This window comes from Oligoflexus tunisiensis, assembly GCF_001748245.1.
Lineage (GTDB): Bacteria > Bdellovibrionota_B > Oligoflexia > Oligoflexales > Oligoflexaceae > Oligoflexus > Oligoflexus tunisiensis.
Window position 1 is genome coordinate 2,389,372 of record NZ_BDFO01000001.1, and the last position, 16,619, is coordinate 2,405,990.

General features: G+C 53.5%; 17 protein-coding genes and 1 tRNA gene. 10 read left to right on the forward strand and 8 right to left on the reverse strand.

The window, feature by feature from the left end; all coding sequences use genetic code 11:
* Nucleotides 1-35 precede the first annotated feature (35 nt).
* The 3 genes from OLTU_RS10415 to OLTU_RS10425 all read left to right on the forward strand — a co-directional run bounded on the left by OLTU_RS10415 (nucleotide 36) and on the right by OLTU_RS10425 (nucleotide 3,019).
* Entirely contained in the window at nucleotides 36-740 is a 705-nt protein-coding gene (locus OLTU_RS10415; RefSeq protein ID WP_141732695.1) for a hypothetical protein, read from the forward strand.
* A gap of 89 nt (nucleotides 741-829) precedes the next feature.
* The gene (locus OLTU_RS10420; RefSeq protein WP_141732696.1) at nucleotides 830-1,702 is read left to right on the forward strand and encodes a lysophospholipid acyltransferase family protein; all 873 of its coding nucleotides are present in this window, start codon (nucleotides 830-832) and stop codon (nucleotides 1,700-1,702) included.
* A 408-nt stretch (nucleotides 1,703-2,110) separates the two neighbouring features.
* On the forward strand, nucleotides 2,111-3,019 hold the full coding sequence (locus OLTU_RS10425; protein WP_281181266.1) for an exonuclease/endonuclease/phosphatase family protein: 909 nt from the start codon (nucleotides 2,111-2,113) through the stop codon (nucleotides 3,017-3,019).
* Here OLTU_RS10425 and OLTU_RS10430 read toward each other — a convergent pair.
* Complete coding sequence (locus OLTU_RS10430) at nucleotides 2,997-4,016, reverse strand: FAD:protein FMN transferase (protein ID WP_141732698.1); 1,020 nt, start codon at nucleotides 4,014-4,016, stop codon at nucleotides 2,997-2,999. The two genes, OLTU_RS10425 and OLTU_RS10430, sit on opposite strands and share 23 nt — an antisense overlap.
* A 12-nt stretch (nucleotides 4,017-4,028) precedes the next feature.
* Nucleotides 4,029-5,012 (reverse strand): protein-methionine-sulfoxide reductase catalytic subunit MsrP, encoded by a 984-nt coding sequence (gene msrP / locus OLTU_RS10435; protein WP_141732699.1) that lies wholly within the window; start codon nucleotides 5,010-5,012, stop codon nucleotides 4,029-4,031.
* Nucleotides 5,013-5,270: 258 nt separating this feature from the next.
* Between msrP and OLTU_RS10440 the strand changes: the two genes are divergently transcribed.
* From OLTU_RS10440 to OLTU_RS10450, 3 genes are all read left to right on the forward strand, one after another.
* Nucleotides 5,271-6,305, forward strand: a complete 1,035-nt coding sequence (locus OLTU_RS10440) for a hypothetical protein (RefSeq protein WP_141732700.1) — start codon at nucleotides 5,271-5,273, stop codon at nucleotides 6,303-6,305.
* Between the two features lie 20 nt (nucleotides 6,306-6,325).
* On the forward strand, nucleotides 6,326-7,069 hold the full coding sequence (locus OLTU_RS10445) for a hypothetical protein (protein ID WP_218109962.1): 744 nt from the start codon (nucleotides 6,326-6,328) through the stop codon (nucleotides 7,067-7,069).
* 305 nt (nucleotides 7,070-7,374) lie between these two features.
* A complete protein-coding gene (locus OLTU_RS10450; RefSeq protein WP_141732702.1) occupies nucleotides 7,375-7,623 on the forward strand; it encodes a hypothetical protein in 249 nt (82 codons plus the stop codon).
* On the opposite strand, the gene OLTU_RS10455 is transcribed toward OLTU_RS10450, so the two are convergent.
* From OLTU_RS10455 to OLTU_RS10470, 4 genes are all read right to left on the reverse strand, one after another.
* A complete protein-coding gene (locus tag OLTU_RS10455) occupies nucleotides 7,624-8,790 on the reverse strand; it encodes an endonuclease/exonuclease/phosphatase family protein (protein WP_218109963.1) in 1,167 nt (388 codons plus the stop codon).
* Nucleotides 8,765-9,265 carry a dihydrofolate reductase gene (locus OLTU_RS10460; RefSeq protein ID WP_141732704.1) on the reverse strand — a complete coding sequence of 167 codons (501 nt, stop codon included), beginning with the start codon at nucleotides 9,263-9,265 and terminating at the stop codon, nucleotides 8,765-8,767. The genes OLTU_RS10455 and OLTU_RS10460 overlap by 26 nt, the downstream gene beginning before the upstream one ends.
* Nucleotides 9,262-10,056, reverse strand: coding sequence for a thymidylate synthase (locus tag OLTU_RS10465; protein WP_141732705.1), 795 nt, complete (start codon nucleotides 10,054-10,056; stop codon nucleotides 9,262-9,264). Before OLTU_RS10465 ends, OLTU_RS10460 begins: the two co-directional genes overlap by 4 nt.
* Before the next feature lie 76 nt (nucleotides 10,057-10,132).
* Nucleotides 10,133-10,801 (reverse strand): TetR/AcrR family transcriptional regulator, encoded by a 669-nt coding sequence (locus OLTU_RS10470; RefSeq protein WP_176736507.1) that lies wholly within the window; start codon nucleotides 10,799-10,801, stop codon nucleotides 10,133-10,135.
* A gap of 140 nt (nucleotides 10,802-10,941) precedes the next feature.
* Here OLTU_RS10470 and OLTU_RS10475 point away from each other — a divergent pair.
* The 3 genes from OLTU_RS10475 to OLTU_RS10485 all read left to right on the forward strand — a co-directional run bounded on the left by OLTU_RS10475 (nucleotide 10,942) and on the right by OLTU_RS10485 (nucleotide 12,779).
* Nucleotides 10,942-11,016: transfer RNA gene (locus tag OLTU_RS10475), tRNA-Arg, on the forward strand.
* A 282-nt stretch (nucleotides 11,017-11,298) separates the two neighbouring features.
* Nucleotides 11,299-11,916 (forward strand): type IV toxin-antitoxin system AbiEi family antitoxin domain-containing protein, encoded by a 618-nt coding sequence (locus OLTU_RS10480; RefSeq protein WP_141732707.1) that lies wholly within the window; start codon nucleotides 11,299-11,301, stop codon nucleotides 11,914-11,916.
* Nucleotides 11,917-11,936: 20 nt separating this feature from the next.
* The gene (locus tag OLTU_RS10485; RefSeq protein ID WP_176736508.1) at nucleotides 11,937-12,779 is read left to right on the forward strand and encodes a nucleotidyl transferase AbiEii/AbiGii toxin family protein; all 843 of its coding nucleotides are present in this window, start codon (nucleotides 11,937-11,939) and stop codon (nucleotides 12,777-12,779) included.
* 277 nt (nucleotides 12,780-13,056) lie between these two features.
* Here OLTU_RS10485 and OLTU_RS10490 read toward each other — a convergent pair whose 3' ends face one another.
* Nucleotides 13,057-13,458 (reverse strand): type II toxin-antitoxin system VapC family toxin, encoded by a 402-nt coding sequence (locus OLTU_RS10490; protein WP_176736509.1) that lies wholly within the window; start codon nucleotides 13,456-13,458, stop codon nucleotides 13,057-13,059.
* 13 nt (nucleotides 13,459-13,471) lie between these two features.
* The gene (locus tag OLTU_RS10495; RefSeq protein WP_141732710.1) at nucleotides 13,472-13,759 is read right to left on the reverse strand and encodes a type II toxin-antitoxin system prevent-host-death family antitoxin; all 288 of its coding nucleotides are present in this window, start codon (nucleotides 13,757-13,759) and stop codon (nucleotides 13,472-13,474) included.
* Nucleotides 13,760-14,578: 819 nt separating this feature from the next.
* On the opposite strand from OLTU_RS10495, the gene OLTU_RS10500 reads away from it, so the two are divergent.
* Complete coding sequence (locus tag OLTU_RS10500) at nucleotides 14,579-16,186, forward strand: glycosyl hydrolase (protein WP_141732711.1); 1,608 nt, start codon at nucleotides 14,579-14,581, stop codon at nucleotides 16,184-16,186.
* The last annotated feature ends 433 nt before the right edge of the window (nucleotides 16,187-16,619 follow it).

Consider the following 16,619-nt stretch of genomic DNA (forward strand, 5'->3'; position numbering starts at 1 on the left):
AGGCCGTCCGGACACTGCTGAAGGGAGAACGTGAGATGATGACCTTAGGTAAGAATGCGCTGCTCCTCACCGTTGCGCTGAGTCTGAGCCCAACCCTCCTGGCGAACACCAAAACCCTCTTTGTGAACGGCGTGAACGCTGCGGTTCATGGGGATCTGAGTGTGGATAAAGGCGAGTGGCGCAACAAGGAATCCTACAGTTCCATCCGGCTCAAGGCCGGCTTTCAGCTGGTGCGCATCGGCTTCGCCGGTCTCACGGTCGGTTATCAAAAGGTCGGATTTTATACTGCGCAAAAAAACTGGACCAAGGCCGGAGCCAGCCGCACACAATTTGATTATCGCGGACCGGTGGGTGAGCTTCATCTTTTCCCGGATGCCTTGTTCAATTTTTCGGTGGCCGGTCACCAGGGCGAGGGCTTCAGTTTCACCAAGGGTGATGGTTCCAGCGACTTTGGGATCACCTGCCCGACCGATGAACCAGAGTGCGGGATCACAAAAATGGAGCGGTCACGCCTTGTCGTCAGGGAAGTGATGGCTCAGGTAAATTATACCTTCCGCCCGGGGTTTCAGGTCTTTCTGGGAGCCGGCAACCGCCAGGTGACGGGAACGCCTTCCTATCAGGTTTTCCGCGCGGCATCCGAGCCCGGGACTTTTCACGATTTCTGGGAACGTTATAACGCTTCCAAGTGGAAGATCGATACCCAGTTCTATGTGTTCGGCATCCGCGGGACCACCTTGTAAGACCTGGCGCGTACAACTGCCTCTCTTCGTTCGCCCCGATCCCTGTGATAGGATGGACGCTTTCCTGGGTTCACGCCGGAGGCGTCTCTATGAGCTTCATTCGAGCTATTCTGTTTAGCGTTTTTGCATTTCTACCCCTGCTGATCATCAATGCCTTCCAAATGCTGAGCATCCTGTGGAAGCCCATCAGTTTGAAATGGTTTCGCCGCTATAACAATTTCTGGGCCAACCTCTATTGGTCCTACGTTGGGTACATGGCGCAAACCTTCGGCGGCATTTCGGTGAAACTCATCGGCGATCGCCTGCCATATGATGAAAACGCGCTGGTTCTGGCCAATCACCAGAGTGCGGTGGACATCGTGGTCCAATTGATCGTCGGCCGGGTCTACAATCGGCTGGGCGATATGAAATTTTTCGTCAAGGACGTCCTGAAATGGGTGCCGGGTCCTGGCTGGGGCATGGTGTTCCTGGAATGCATCTTTATGAAACGCAACTGGTCCGAGGATCGGGCCCGGGTCGTGGAACAGCTGCGCAAATTTCAAAAGGATCGCGTGCCGGTCTGGGTGAATATTTATCCCGAGGGCACCCGCAAGAAGCCGGGCAAGCTCGCCGCGGCCCAGGAATTCGCCCGCAAAAGTCAGCTGCCGGTGCCCCGGCATGTCCTGATCCCCCGGGTGCGGGGTTTTCTGGCCACCCTTGAGGGTTTGGAAGGACACCTGCACGCTGTCTATGATCTCACGATCGCCTATCCCCATCGGGCGCCGACGCTCTGGGATCTCCTGTCCGGCCAGGGCACGCCGGTGACCGTGGAGATCAAACGTTATCCGATTGAGTCCCTGCCTTCCGATCCCGAGGGTCGTTCCGCCTGGCTTCTGAAACTTTATCAGGACAAGGACCAGCGCCTCGAAACTCTGATGGCTGAAATACGACCGGATCCCAGCCTGGCTCGGCAACGCGCTTAAAATATAGTGTTAAAAGCTAACGAATACGGCTGGTCGCGTCGCCCGCAACGGTGGGCCATAAGCGGCGTGTGGGAGGTTTACCATCGGCCAAGGCACTGGAGGCCGGCGACCACCAGTGAAAGACCAGCGGCCACGGCACCGGAGGCCGGCGATCACCAGCGGAGGGCCAGCGGCCATGGCATCGTAGGGCCTGAATTCCCCTAAATTGACGTAGGTGATCTTATGAGAGAAACTGTTGACCTGTCCCAGGATTATGAGTAGATGTCACCCATCGAAAAATTCGAAGCAGGAGTCCTGATGAGACCCGTGTTGCGAAAAGGGCCTGTCTCTTTATTTTTGAGTCTTTGCCTCATCTTTCTCTGCTGGAGTCCCGGCGGAGGGGCAAGGGCCGCCGACTCGCCGCTTCGAATGGCTTCCTTCAACATCCAGATCTTTGGCCAGTCCAAGATGAAGAAAGCCGCCGCAGTTTCGACCCTGATCCGCATCCTCGACCGCTACGACCTCGTTTTTATCATGGAAATCCGCGACTCCGAAGACACCGCCATCTACGATCTCCTGCAGCGCCTCAATGAACAAAGTTCCAAACACTATCAGATCATCGTCAGCGAACGCCTGGGCCGTACGGTCTCCAAGGAGCAGTATGCCTATCTTTATAATCCGGACAGAGTGATGCCGGATCAGGCCTATGTGTATCACGATAGCCGCGATCTCTTTGAACGCGAGCCTTATGTCGCGCGTTTCCGGTTCGGTAACGATTCCTTCACGATGATCGGCGTGCACACCAGCCCATCGGATGTGGACGCGGAACTTAATGCCCTGCCGCCGGTTTATGATGACGCCAAACAAAAACTGGGTAGCCGCAACATCTTTATCGTCGGTGACCTGAATGCCGACTGCAGTTACTACAATTTCCGTCAGGGTTTTGATTTTTTTCGTGATGCTGTGACGCCGCTCGTGCCCGAGGACGCGGATACGACCGTGGCCAACACCACCTGCACTTATGATCGGGTGCTGGCCTTTGGTCAGTTGCCGCGCGCCAGCAGCGTTGCGAAACCCTTTAATTTCCAAACCGCCTACGGCATGACCCAGGCCGAGGCCCAGCAGGTCTCCGATCATTATCCCGTGGAATGGACGCTCTCAGGTTTGCGCGATACGGGGGAAGGTCCAGGTGAGCCGCCGGTGGTGGTGCCAACGGACCCGCAAACTCCAGCAAACCCGCAGTGCGGTTTCAACCCGACTCCGACACCCAAGGGCTATTGCTATGCGGAATTTGAAAGCGGTCGCAAGCGGGTGGCTAACGCTTGCTGCCCTCGCTGAGATATTTGTCAAAACCACCGAGACTTTCCGTGCGGAAGCCGCGGCCTTCATGAAGAATCATATAGACCGAGAGCGTCTTCAGTTGCGGCACCATCCGGCGTGTCTTCTCGGGACCCAGCACCATGAACGCCGTATCCCAGGCGTCCGCTTCCCAGACCGCAGGAGCGATCACCGACACGGAAGCGAGAGCGTGTTGAACAGAACGACCGTTGCGCGGGTCGATCGTGTGACTATAGCGTTTGCCATCCTTTTCAAAATATTCCCGATAATCACCGGCCGTGGTTAATCCACGCCCTTCGAGATGCAGAACCGCGGCCACGCCACCCGAATTATCCGGAGTATCAATGCCTAGCGTCCACGGCTTTCCATCGGCTTTCCGTCCTTTGGTTTTGATCTCGCCGCCGATTTCCACCATGTAACTTGCGATACCACGCTGATCCAGAAAAGCCGCCACGTGATCGACACTGTAACCCTGGGCGACACCGGAGAGATCCACGTGAAGATTGGGATTGGCTTTTTTCAAGGCCGGAGGCTTGCGGCGGCTCAGGAGTTTCTTATAGTCGACATCCTTCTGCGCGGCCTTGATATCGTTGTCACCAGGAATCTTAGGATCCTTGGCGCGAAAGGGGCCAAAACCCCAGACGCGAAGGAGGGGACCGATGGTGATATCAAAGGCACCGCGCGATTTTTCGCTGACCGTGCGGGCCAGTTCCACGAGCGTGACCAGGTCAGCATCCACGGCGAACCAGTCGGTGCTCGGCTGCTGATTGAAGCGGCTGATGTCGGAATCCGGGCGATAATTGGAGAATATCTTATCAAAGGCCGCGAGCTCTTTTTCCACTGCGGCCTTAAGGTCCTTCTGTTCCTGGCCCTGATACAGCACCCGCCAGGTGCTGCCCTGGGCCTTTCCTTCCAAAACGTGCGCGTCATGTTTCGTCAGACTCTGCCCGAACAGAGGCAGGCTGAGAAACCAGAGCGCGCCAAACCACAATCTCATGAAACCACGTCCTTAATAGAGTTTCTTATTATCAAATTTGCTGTACATGGAGGCCACGGCATCCGCGTAGCCATTGTACATAAGGGTTTTCTGCTTGGCCTTAAAGAATCCAGAGCCGAGGACGCGTTCCGTTTTCTGTGACCAGCGTGGATGCGGCACCTCGGGATTTACATTCGAATAAAAGGGATATTCATCCGGGGCACTCATTTCCCAGGCTGTTTTCGGTTGCGCGCTGACCAGCTCGATGGAAACAATCGATTTGATACTTTTGTAACCATATTTCCAGGGCACGATCAAACGCAGGGGAGCTCCGTTCTGATTCGGCAGCACCTTGCCGTAAGCGCCGACGGTGAGCAGAGTCAGATCATGCATGGCTTCATCGAGACGCAGACCTTCCTGATAAGGCCAGGTCAGGATTTTGGTCTTCTGCATGGGAAACTGATCGGGATCCTGAAGAGTTTTGAACAGCACATATTTCGCGGCACTGGTGGGTTGAGCGCGACTCAGTATCCTGTGCAAGGGCACACCGACCCAGGGCACAACCATCGACCAGGCTTCGACACAGCGGAAACGATAGATGCGATCCTCCAGCTCATAAGGCTTTAAGAAGTCCTCGAGCTGATAATCAGCGGGTTTACTGACCAGACCATGAACTTTTATGGTCCAGGGTTTGGTTTTGAACTTTTTGGAGTTGTCCTTGGGGTCGTCCTTGTCCATGCCGAATTCATAGAAATTATTGTAGGAGCTGAAATCCTCGGGACTCGTGATGATCTTTTTCAGATCCTTGTCCTGATAGCGAGGATTGGGCTTGATGCCGGGAATGTTCGCATAATTATATTTCTCAGGTGCGGCCAGAACTTCATCGAGCGGCAAAAAAAGCGAGCCCAGCGCGAGCTGGCTGGCGGTCTGCAGAAAACGACGGCGATCCTGGTAGATGGCTTCCGGGGTGATTTCAGAGGCTTTGATATCAAATCCGTTGTGACGGCGAATAAGCATGGAAAACTCCTCATGGCAGCAGACCCAGGTGACCAGCGTTTATCTTAGCGAAGTTATACCTCCATCAGCAAGCACTGCATCCGACGTCATGTTATTAGACAGTGTTTACACTGTTGACAGGATGATACCCGCAAAAAGCCGGGGCAGCCCTTGTTTATCCGAGTGTTTCCAAGGAGTAAAAAGAGGTGCAAACTCCTGATAAAGTTGGTCAATTTCTTGCATTAGTTTGAATTATGATATGAAACAGGGGTCTCCGGTATGTGCGGACGCGTGTCCATACTGTGTGTCATGACCCTCCTCCTGAGCGCCTGTCAGCCCATTGTTGTACGGGTTGGCAAGCGTACCCAGGGCACGGGGGCGGAGCCCAATCATCCCATAGAAGCCGCAACCATCACCACCGAGCAATTGCAAACCTGGAATACGGTCGAGGATTTTCTGCAGCATCTCGATGACATCAAAACACTGGGACGTGATGCGCTGCTCAAACGTTATCATGAGGACGGCCGTCAGCAGATCCGTGCGGTCTTCCGCCGTTTTCGTGATGCGGTGGCCGCCGCGGCTCAGCGCGATGGAACTCCGACTTCGCCTTATCTCAGTGATCTGAAGGCGGGGACCTGTGTGCCGATCAGCACGCAGGATATTTTTGGTCTGGAGGCTTTTGGGGATTTACGCGTTCTCCTGGAGACCGTTTTCCTGAGCCGCATTCAACCGACGGAAGCCTTGCCTGAACCCGAGATTCCTGGGGATATGGATGCGATCACCAAGCTGGGATTTTTTGAGCTTGGCATTGAAATGGATGGACAGTCCTTCTATGAGGAAGCGGATCTGAAGGAACGCCAGGGTTCGGATCTGCGCTGGAAGGTGATTCATGAACAGAGCGAACCGGAAGATTGGTTCCATCTGGATCAACGTGGTGTTCAGTTTCATTTTCTGCGGACGCGCGACAATCCTGGGGACACCCGCTTTTCGCTCGACGCACGGGTTGGAGAGCAGGTTTATGAAGAGGACGTGAACACAACTCTGCCTGGCCTTCTTCTCGATTATCAAAAAATTTTGGAAAGCACGGGTACCAGTCTGCAGACCCTTCAGATGCAAACCGGCTGGCGGGATCCTGATGGCCGCTGGCGGAAGCTTCAAATCAGCCGCCAGCTCATCATCAGCCAGGATATCGCGCAGGGTCATATCCTGCATATGACGGCGACGGAGCACTGGCAAAAGCCCGAGGCCATCCAGAAAAAATTTCGTCTGGACCTGGAGGCGAAGCGACTCTGTTCCGGGGTGGGAGGTCTATGAGTCTGCGTGCGTGGATAGGTATGCTTCTCCTCCTGTGTACGACAGCTCGCGCTCAGGAAGGCGAGGGAACCCGGCGCTGGAGTCTCGGGCTTCCGATCGGCATTCCTGAAGGATTAGGCGCCGAATTGCAGTACATAAGCAGCCCCAGATTTTCCCTTCACGTCTTTTATCATCGGCCCACCGTCCTTCAGGTGAAAACCCTTATCAAGAGCCGCAAACTGGTGGACCGCGATGGCTTTATCATCCGCAGTCCGGATATCGATTTGCCTTTCGATGTCGAGCTGGGACCGCATCACGGGGCGGGGTTGAGCTTTCGACCTTTCGCCTCATCGTTTTATTTAATGCTTGCGTGGGAGTCACGAATTGTGACCATTGAGAGTCTTGTGCAGAGCCATCTCGAAATCATTGATCCGCAGGACCGGATGATGACCAATACATTATTTCAGGCAGAGGCTGCGACCCGCACGCAGCAAGGTCTTCTGCGACCGACGTTTGGCTATCGTTGGGACATCGGTGAAACCGATTACTTTTTCTCGCTGAGTTCAGGCTGGTCGTTTCCCATACAGGCTCATTCGTCTGTGCGAACTGTCGTCCGCATACGCAATCCCGAAGCGAGCAGTCCAGCCGACGTGGATGCTCGCAATCTGGAGGAGGCGGAAGCGCAGCAGGGGCAGGTCATTCAGCAAAAATTGGTCGAGGCTCTGAAAAAGTTTGAGGATCTTTCCCTGCCGGTTTTTGGATTCAGTGTTGGAAAATTTCTCTGAAATGCGTATTTGCCTTCCTTGACAAGAGGCACAGGGCATGACGTATACTCGGGGCAGCTGACTCAACCATGACCTGTCAGCCGCCCCTCCGGCAAGCAGGGGTGGCAGGGATAAAGCGCAAATAGACTCAAGGCCTGCTGTCCTTGCTGGATGGCAGGCTTTTTTTAATTTTGCAGGATTGTAAGAATTGCGCCCTTGAGTGCAAAATAATCCACCCGATCAAGACCCTGGATGGACGGGACTTTGCAGAATGATTTGAGCCGGGACGGTCCGCATCCGAAAAGGAAGGCCAGAGGAGGGCTCCGATGCAGGATATTTCTCCCGACCTGGGTACGACAGCGAAGATACTCAATATCAAGGGTTCCACCGTTTGCTGTATCTTTATCGACAAGGACGGAAGGCCGGATCTTTATGGAGGCATGACCTGGTTGAAGCGCGACGATATTGTCACCACCCGCGCCCTGCGTGTCGGGGATCTTCTCACGGTGACGTTTGATACGCAGCATAACGCGCATGGCCAGGTGATCTACAAGCCGGTTTTCTGTGAACGCTGATCAATCCTGCCAGGCAAAATCCAGGACCAAAGGAAGATGATCACTGCCCGCACGCAGGCGGGCGAAATCCTCACGCACGGATACGACCGCCACCTGATCGGTGCGGCCAAACGCGGATCCACGCTGAAGACCCACCTGACGACCCGGTTCCGCCAGCGCTGCGAGCAATGGAGTTAAATCCGAATCCGGATCAAAGAGCCCGTGAATGCGACGATCGGGATTGGCGAAGACCACGGTCAGCTGATCCATGCGCAACTCGTGCGAGACGAGGACGTAATCAAGTTCCGTGGGCAGGCGATTATAGTCCCAGCCATCCGCAAAGAACGTGATGGTGGGATCGAGGCGGGGCAGATCCCATAAAATTTCCTTGGGAATGCGGGCCACTTCATTGTGTATTCGCGGATGGTTCAGGAGTGATTGAAGAACAGCGCCACCGGAATAATGAGCATCGCGGAGCGGACAATTGAAGTCGCCGAGAGCGATAAAGGCCTGATCCGGTGGCAGGGGTTCGATGCCGAGGGCGCTTAAATGCGGCCGGGGTTCACCGACCAGGAACCAGCGTAGAAATTCAAGCTGGGCCCGATTGCGTTCGGTGTTGGGGCTTTTCTCCTGACCGAAGTGAAAAGCAGGCACGGTATGCAGACAGATGACAGCGAGGGAGCGCCCTTTCACCTGAAGCCAATGGACTGTAAAACTTTTATCGAAAAGTTCAATTTCATCCGGGCTGACGCCGCCCAGGTTGAAGCCGCTCAGGTCGCTCTGCGGTTCAAAGTCCTTCCAGCGGAGCTTTTGAATTTCAAGGGTTTTCTCCAAAGGAAAACGGCTGGCAAATCCGGTTGCATACTGCCCTGGGAAGAAGCCGAAGTTGCTGCGATCCAGGATTTTTCGGGTCGGGTCACTGCGCAGACCAGTGTTGCTCGGGGAGAGGCGGTAGTGTGCCAGGGTGCGATCCGAATCGAAGCGCCGCAGGAAATCGCCGAGATTATCCCGATCCGGGTCGCAGTGGACTTCATTGATTGAGAAAAGATCCGGTTCGAGTCCGCGCAGGATGTCGGCGGCCGCTTCCACCTGGAGGTGCTGCGGCAGGCTGAGTTTTACGGTGTCGAGTTCCTTGATGTTCCAGTGGACGAGGCGCAGTCCATCAGTTGGTCGTGGATTGACGCTCATAAACGGTGAAGGTAAAGGGCGTGGCGCCATCAATCAGCTCCTGGCTTTTCACCGCAAAGCGGTTCGGATCGATTTCCGGATACCAGGTATCCCCCTCAACCTCCAGAGGCACCTGACTCATATAGATGTTATCCACTATGGGCAGGGATTGATTATATATCTGACCGCCCCCGATAATAAAGGCCTCATGACCCCAGGGGCCTTCCAGCGCCTGGCAAAGTGCCAGCGCTTCGTCCAGACTGGAGGCGCGGCGCACTTCCGCCGGCAGATCCAGGTCCTGCTGCGAAACGACGATGCAGAGACGCTTGGGCAGGGGACGACCGATGGATTCATAGGTTTTGCGTCCCATGATCACCACATGGCCGGTGGTCAGTCTTTTAAAAAGTTTCAGATCCTCCGGCAGATGCCAGGGGAGTTTGCCTTCTCGTCCGATCACACGATTTTTGGAGCAGGCCACGATGTGGGAAAATTTCATACAGCCACCGGAGCTTTGATCGCCGGATGGGGATCATAGTTCTGCAGGCTGAAATCCTCGTAACGGAACTGGAAGAGATCACGCACTGCGGGGTTGATATTCATGGTGGGCAGAGGCCGCGGGCTGCGGCTGAGCTGCAGCTGGGCCTGTTCCACGTGACTGTTATAGAGGTGCACATCACCGAAACTGTGGACGAAGTCACCAGGTTTCAGGTCCAGCACCTGGGCCATCATCATGGTGAGCAGCGCGTAGCTGGCAATATTAAAGGGCACACCGAGGAAGACATCCGCGCTGCGTTGATAGAGCTGGCACGAGAGTTTGCCCTCGGACACATAAAATTGAAAGAAGGCGTGGCACGGCGGCAAAGCCATGGTTTCCACTTCGCCGGGATTATAAGCCACCACGAGGTGACGCCGGGAATAGGGATCGCGGCGCAGATTTTCCATCACCTGGCTGATCTGATCGATGGTGCGGCCATCGGGAGCTTGCCACGAACGCCACTGTGCGCCGTAGACCCGCCCCAGGTCGCCCTGCTCATCGGCCCATTCATTCCAGATCGAAACACCGTGCTCGCGCAAATAATTGACGTTGGTGTCCCCGCTCAAAAACCAGAGCAGTTCATGAATGACGGATTTCAGATGCACTTTCTTGGTGGTGAGCAGAGGAAAGCCCTGGCTCAGATCACAGCGCATTTGATATCCAAAGATGCTGCGGGTTCCTGTGCCGGTGCGATCCGGTCGTGTGACGCCTTTGTCCAGCACGGTTTTTAAAAGGTCGAGATAGGCTTGCATGCAGCTCTTCCATCAGCAGTGTCAGGGTCCAGCGATCACTATAAACACTCGCTGAGGTCAGGGCAACAAACAGCCATCAAAAATTGAGGTCAGCACGGCCTTCCGTCGCATCGAGAGGGAGCGCCGGCTTTTGGCTTGTTAAAGTGTCAGGCCGCATGAGGCGTTGCAAAAGGTCGATCAGCACCGCCGATTGATCCCCGGTCCCATGAGACGGCGTTCGGAGAGGATGAATGGCCTGCCAAAGTCCCCAGGTGATCGCGGTCAAGCGGGAGGCGGGGAGGTCGTTTCGCAGAACGCCGAGCTGTTGACCCTGGGTGATCCATTGCTGCAGCCAGGCGTCCACGGCCAGAGCGGTGGCGCGGGCCGGGTGTTCGTCCTGTTGCTCGCCGCCGACCAGGAAGTTGAGCACGAACTGGCTGATGCCGGGTTTTTGCTGGAGAGTTTGTTCCAGGCCTTCAATGAGTTCCTGGGTGGTCTGCCAGTAGTGTTGCTTCTGCCTTGGCAGCTGCCGGGTGAGGGGAAGGATGCGGTTGAACTCCCTGACCGTGGCTTTGTAGAGCGTGGTGAAGAGGTCTTCCTTCGAGGTGAAGTAGTAGTACATCGTGCCTTTGGCCATCTGGCTGGCTTTGATGATTCGGTTGAAAGACGCATCCTGGTAGCGATGCCGGGCGAATTCCTCCAGCGCGACCGACATTATGAGTGCAATACGTGCGGTATCGAGCTTCTCGATGCGCTCACTTGGCATATTTGAACTCCCTGGGGTTTTTGACATCTTATCACGCCACCTTGGAGTTTTCCCAGCAGGAGCAAACTTGATTCCCAGGCATTAACCTGTTGACAAAAATCTCAAATCTTTTAATTTGATGGCTCTTCGATCCAAGAAGTGGACTCGTAGTTTAATGGATAGAATAACGGATTCCGATTCCGTTGATACAGGTTCGATTCCTGTCGAGTCCGCCACTTCTTCTCTCTTCTGAATTCCCGAGAAATCCAAAATCAAGATAGAGCGGTGCCCGCTGCGCGGTCACATGGGTTTGTTTGGAGCCCGCGGGGCGGGCAGGGGAATCAGATTCTGATCACCGCCTGTAGACGATTGGCCATCGGTGCCTTCCTTTTTTATTGGAAAACTGCCATAATACGAGGGTTTAGAAAATGAAGAAATTATTCATTTTCTTGGCCTCCATTAGATGGCATTATTTCTTTTAATATGCTTAAATGATTGTAATATATGGCTATCCTCCTATGAATGATTTTGATGTGATTCTGAAAAAATTACCAGCCGTATTCGAGATGGCCGAAGCCAAGGTCTTTATGACAAAATATGCATCCCCTGCACATAAATTGTCGCAACTCGTGGAACAGGGGCGGCTCCTCAGACTCCGGCGTGGACTCTATGCAAAGCTGGAAAATTTTGACCATTTCCTGGCAGCCAATCGTTTGGTTTCACCTTCCTATGTTTCATTCGAAACAGCTCTGGCTCACTATGGACTTATTCCGGAGCGAGTTGAAATTGTCATGTCGGTCACGGATCGACATGCAACCCGCTTTAAGACGGCTGTGGGTGACTTTGCGTTTCATGAGCAGACCACGGATCTTTTTGGATCTTCTTACCGAATCGAAGCGAAGGCCGACTATAGCATTCGCATCGCAAGTCCTGAAAAATCTTTGCTCGATACCTTGAGCCGGGCTCGTCTCCGGTCAGACAATTTAAAAGCTCAGGATATGCGGGACTATGTCCGGGACAGTTTGCGAATTGATGAAAGCGAACTGGAAAAGCTATCCAGGCGGGAACTTCGTCGTATTGCTCCTCTCTATATTTCACGCGCTGTCAACCTCTTTGTCGAAAGTTATAAATCATGAATCCAATGATCAAATCGATGTTGGAAACCTATGGAACCATTCGAACGGCTCAAGATGAAAAGAATGCGCTAAAGGAAATCTTGCAAAAGATCTGCCTTAAAGGACTCCATCGGCATGGTTTTTTCGAAGAAGCGGCGTTCTATGGTGGGACGGCCCTTAGGATCATGTATGGCCTGGAGCGTTTCTCCGAAGACTTGGATTTTTGCTCGCTGACAATGGATTCACAGTTCAAGTGGGCCAGGTATCAGACCGCAGTTGAACAGGAACTCCGCTTATACGGGTTCGATGCACGATTTGAAGCGAAGAAAGATGAATCCGATCACATCGTGGGCTCAGCTTTTGTAAAGCAGTCGACGGCCAATGGCCTCCTTGTGATCGAAAGTCGAAGTCGAGCACAAAAAAGCGAGCTGCTGCAGGTTAAACTGGAACTGGACAAAAGCAATCCACCGGGCGCGACTTTTGAGAATAAGCTGCTGACGCAGCCCGAGGTCTTCCTGATCAAAACCCTCGATGAGTCTTCGCTTTTTGCGGGAAAAATGCATGCGATACTAGCACGGCAGTTTCAGAATCGCGTCAAAGGTCGTGACTATTTCGATCTTGTGTTTTACATCCAGAAAAAGATTCGCCTGAACATGGTTTACCTCGAGGCTAAACTCCGTCAATCAGGTCATTATACGGATGCAGGTTCGCTGAGTATTTCGCGTTTGAGGGAGATGTTCTTGGAGAAAATATCGAACGTGGACTTCAAGAAAGCTCAAGACGACGTAAGACCTTTTGTTGGACCTACTCAGGCCAGCTCAGTCAGCGCCTGGAGCCGTGAACTCTTTCAGGCTCTGGCTGCGGAGCTGCATGCGAAAGAATGACGAGGGCAGGCCCGGCTCAGGAAGTAAAAAGGGCTCTCCCCGAATCGTGGCAATGGCGTTCGGTTTAGACTTCGCTCCTGAATCTATGTCATTCGGATCTTGACCCACTTTCCAATTGGCCTCCTGGACTTTCGTTCGTAACTTCTGTTGGGTCTAAAACGCTGCCTATGTCGACCGACTCGAATGAACAAGCTGAAAAACATTCAATTAGGCGCTTCTTTCCTGCGGCGAAAAGAATTGGCAATCCAGGCCAGCACCAGCCCGGACCTTTTCAAATTCAGGAAAATGGCGAAATAATTTCGATATCCCAGGGCTCAAAGTCCCTCCGATTCTGAGTGGCCAGGGGAACTCCGAGAAGCCGTGCGGTGGCGCCGATGAGAAGGTCCTCGCTGTGAAGAATGATACCCTTCTTTTGCATCGCGGCCCGCTTTTGAGCGGCAAGCATTGCAATCTTTGTGTCCACGGGGATGATGTCCAGCAGCGTTTCATCCTCAACGAACTCATGAAAGTCGGCGAGGGTTTTTTGGGAGCCGAGCTTTTGCAGGCCGGCTTCGATCTCCATGATGACGATGGCAGAAGTCAGAATGCGGGGTTGCTCCTGCAGGAACTTCGCGACGTCGGCCTGTCTTTTGGGATCCTTGCTGAACAGGGGGGCGAGGACACTGGTATCGATGATCAAAGACGCCTCCACATCACTTCAGCTCGATGTCCTTGATCGGACCTCTAAGTTCGCCAAAATCCTCTGAATGAACACCCTCCTCCTGGGAGGAACGGATGATCCTTTCAAGCATTCTGGCCATTCTCTGCTTTTTGATATCCATCAGAAGTTGCAGATCCTTCTCGCTGATGAACGCGCCTGCGGGTTCTCCGCTGACTTGAACGCGCTGGGGCTCTCTCTGGGCAAGCCTGACAAGTTCAGAAATTCTTGCCTTGGCTTCCGACAGGGGCCAGCTCCCATCGCCTTTCCTTGCACTCGACATCTCGATCTCCCCAAAAGGGTTTCAGGCAGGTTCCCTGCCCTCCATTCCCTTATCGTCCAAAGTGGACTAGGAGTCAAATGGTTTTTTAGTCAATTGGTCATACGGACCCGCCATTATTTCGGTTTACATTCCGAGCAGATACCGATTCCAGTCGAACAGCAGATTAAAACATTCCTGAAGGAGGAACGGCATATGGCACGACTGATATATAAGCATCCTTTCATGTAACATATTGTTATTATTTGACATCCATAAAAGGTGTGAACAGGAACGATACTGAGATCCCCGGAAAATTTTCCCTGAAGGTGTTTTGGATCTAATTAAACTATGGATAATATTGATGATTTCATTTGATCACCGCCCTTTTAGATAGACCGTAGGGGGACGGCCGGGAAACCCTGGAGACCTGCTGACCTCGGCAGAATAATCGCTGGCAGGGGGGACCCTCGTATTATGGCAGTTCCAATAAAAAAGGAAGCAGGGGCGACTCCTCAGACTCCGGCGTGGACTCTATGCTGTCGAAAGTCGCCGGAATTAGAGTGAGGCCCACCATGTTCTGGAACAAGTAAGTTGCGGCTGCAAAGGGCATTCAAGTGGCCACGCATTCGTATAGTTATAACTATAGATCTGCCATCGAGGGCAGGATGGCATCGATTTCTTTGCCGATGGTCAGCATACTTCACTTCGGCGAATGATTGCCAAGGTGAAAATTTCCGGCCGTTCAATAGGCACATCAGGTTGAATCCGGCGATCGCCGGTGATTGGGGAGAAGCAAAATGTGTTGATCCAAATTTTAACCGCAGCTGACGTTGGTGGATTATGTTGATTCCAGTCAGAGTAGGGAGAGTAAAAATGAAACGTATTGCATACTTGTGCTTAATGTTTACGATGGCTTGCGGAGCGCCTCGTGGCTCGCAGCAGAATCCTGTTGGGTCAGAAACCGCCCCGCCTGCTCAACCGGAAGGTGATCAAACGGTCGCGCCCAGTCCTAATCCTGCAAATGGCGCCCCAGTTCCTCAACCGGGGGACGATCACACCGTCGTGACCAATAGTGATCCTGTTGAGCGCACAGCACTGCCGAAAATAGAGAAAGTTACGCTGCGAACGAAGGTTCAAAACCTGTATCTGTCAGCTCTCAATGCGGGCGGTTCGACCCTGTCTGCTACTGCCACCACTCCTCAAAATTGGGAAGTCTTCTATGTCATCGACAGCAGTGGTAACAGCTTGGAGAGCGGTGACACAGTACAGCTGCGGACATCCGGTGGATTTTTCGTGCAGGTGCAAAACGGAAGTCTGGCAGTGGCTAGCAAAAACCAGCAGGATGCGGCCGACTTTAAAATCGTCAAAGCCGACGGCAGCGGGCCGATTGCCTGGGGTGACTCAATCGGATTGCAAGTGGTTGCCACGGGCCTCTGGATTTCAGCGCAAGACGGTGGCGGTGGGTCCGTTACAGCCAGCGGCGCTGCCTTGAAGGGTTGGGAAACTTTTGCTCTCAATCAGAGTCCGGCCGCGACGGTCGCGTTGAAAAAAGCTGGTATACTGCAATACCTCCGAGGGATTTCTGGGCAAAAGACTTTGGTGGGCATTGAAAATAAAAACGCTGCGACGCCATCCTCTGATTCCCAGGTGATCACGTCGATCACGGGGCGCTCGTCGTCTCTCTGGGGAGGTGATTTTGGTTTTGGCAGTGGCGCTGTCAACTATCGGAAGGAGTTGATGGAAGAAGCGAAAAGGCAATTCCGTCAGGGCAGCCTCGTGACTTTGATGTACCATGCCTGTTCGCCGACGCGAGATGAATACTGCAGTTGGGATGATATCGGCGGGAAGAATCCGCAAAAACTGAATGATGCGCAGTTTCGCGAGCTCCTGACGCCCGGCACGGCTCTGTACAAGAATTGGATCAGCCGCCTCGATACCCTGGCCGTATTCCTGGAAGATCTGAAACAAGCCGGAGTCGTCGTGGTCTTTCGACCTTTCCATGAGGTGAATCAATGCGTGTTCTGGTGGTCCTGTCACAAGGGAACATACGGAACAGCGCAACTCTTTCGTATGACGCATGACTACCTGACGAAAAGCAAAGGCCTGAACAATTTGATTTGGGCCTGGAATATCCAGGATTTCACCACGCTGAGCAGTGATGTCGACGCCTACAGTCCTGGGCCCGAATACTTTGATCTGGCGACGCTTGACGTTTATAACACGGGTTACACCCAACACAACTATGACACCATGCTTCGCATTGCGGCGGGCAAACCCATAGCTATCGGCGAATGCCAATTCATGCCGACAGCAGCTCTGCTGTCGAAGCAAAACAAGTGGGTCTATGCCATGCTCTGGCCGGATTTTATCGAAGAAAATCGTAAAACTTTGCCGGCGCTTTACAGCTCCGACCGGGTGCTGACGCTCGATGAGATGCCTGGCTGGTGAGATTCTGTCCAAGCTGACTTCATAACCTGGTCCCCTCCAGCCTTACTGCTCACTGTAGAATGCTGTGAACAGATGGGGGGCGTACTGGATTCGTTCTATGGAAAAATCGCCTTGAAAATACAGTCAACGTCATCAAAGCGCCACTTGAGCAAATGGAATGGCTTTGAGCGGCCCTCAAGTAATAAAGGCGATAGAGGTAACACCGGTGCTACTGATCCTGCAGGTCCCGCGGGCACAACTGGCCTTCGCGTCTTCCATCCTAACGTAATCTCAAAATGCCAAATCCAACCTCAGCCGTTGCAACAACACCTCGACTTGCCCCAGCTGCAAGACTGCATGATATCAAATCCTCCTACATTCTGGCACCACCATTCACACTTCTTCGCCCAGTCCCAACGGCATTCGCTCGCGTACTTGCATTCCCTTCTTTCGT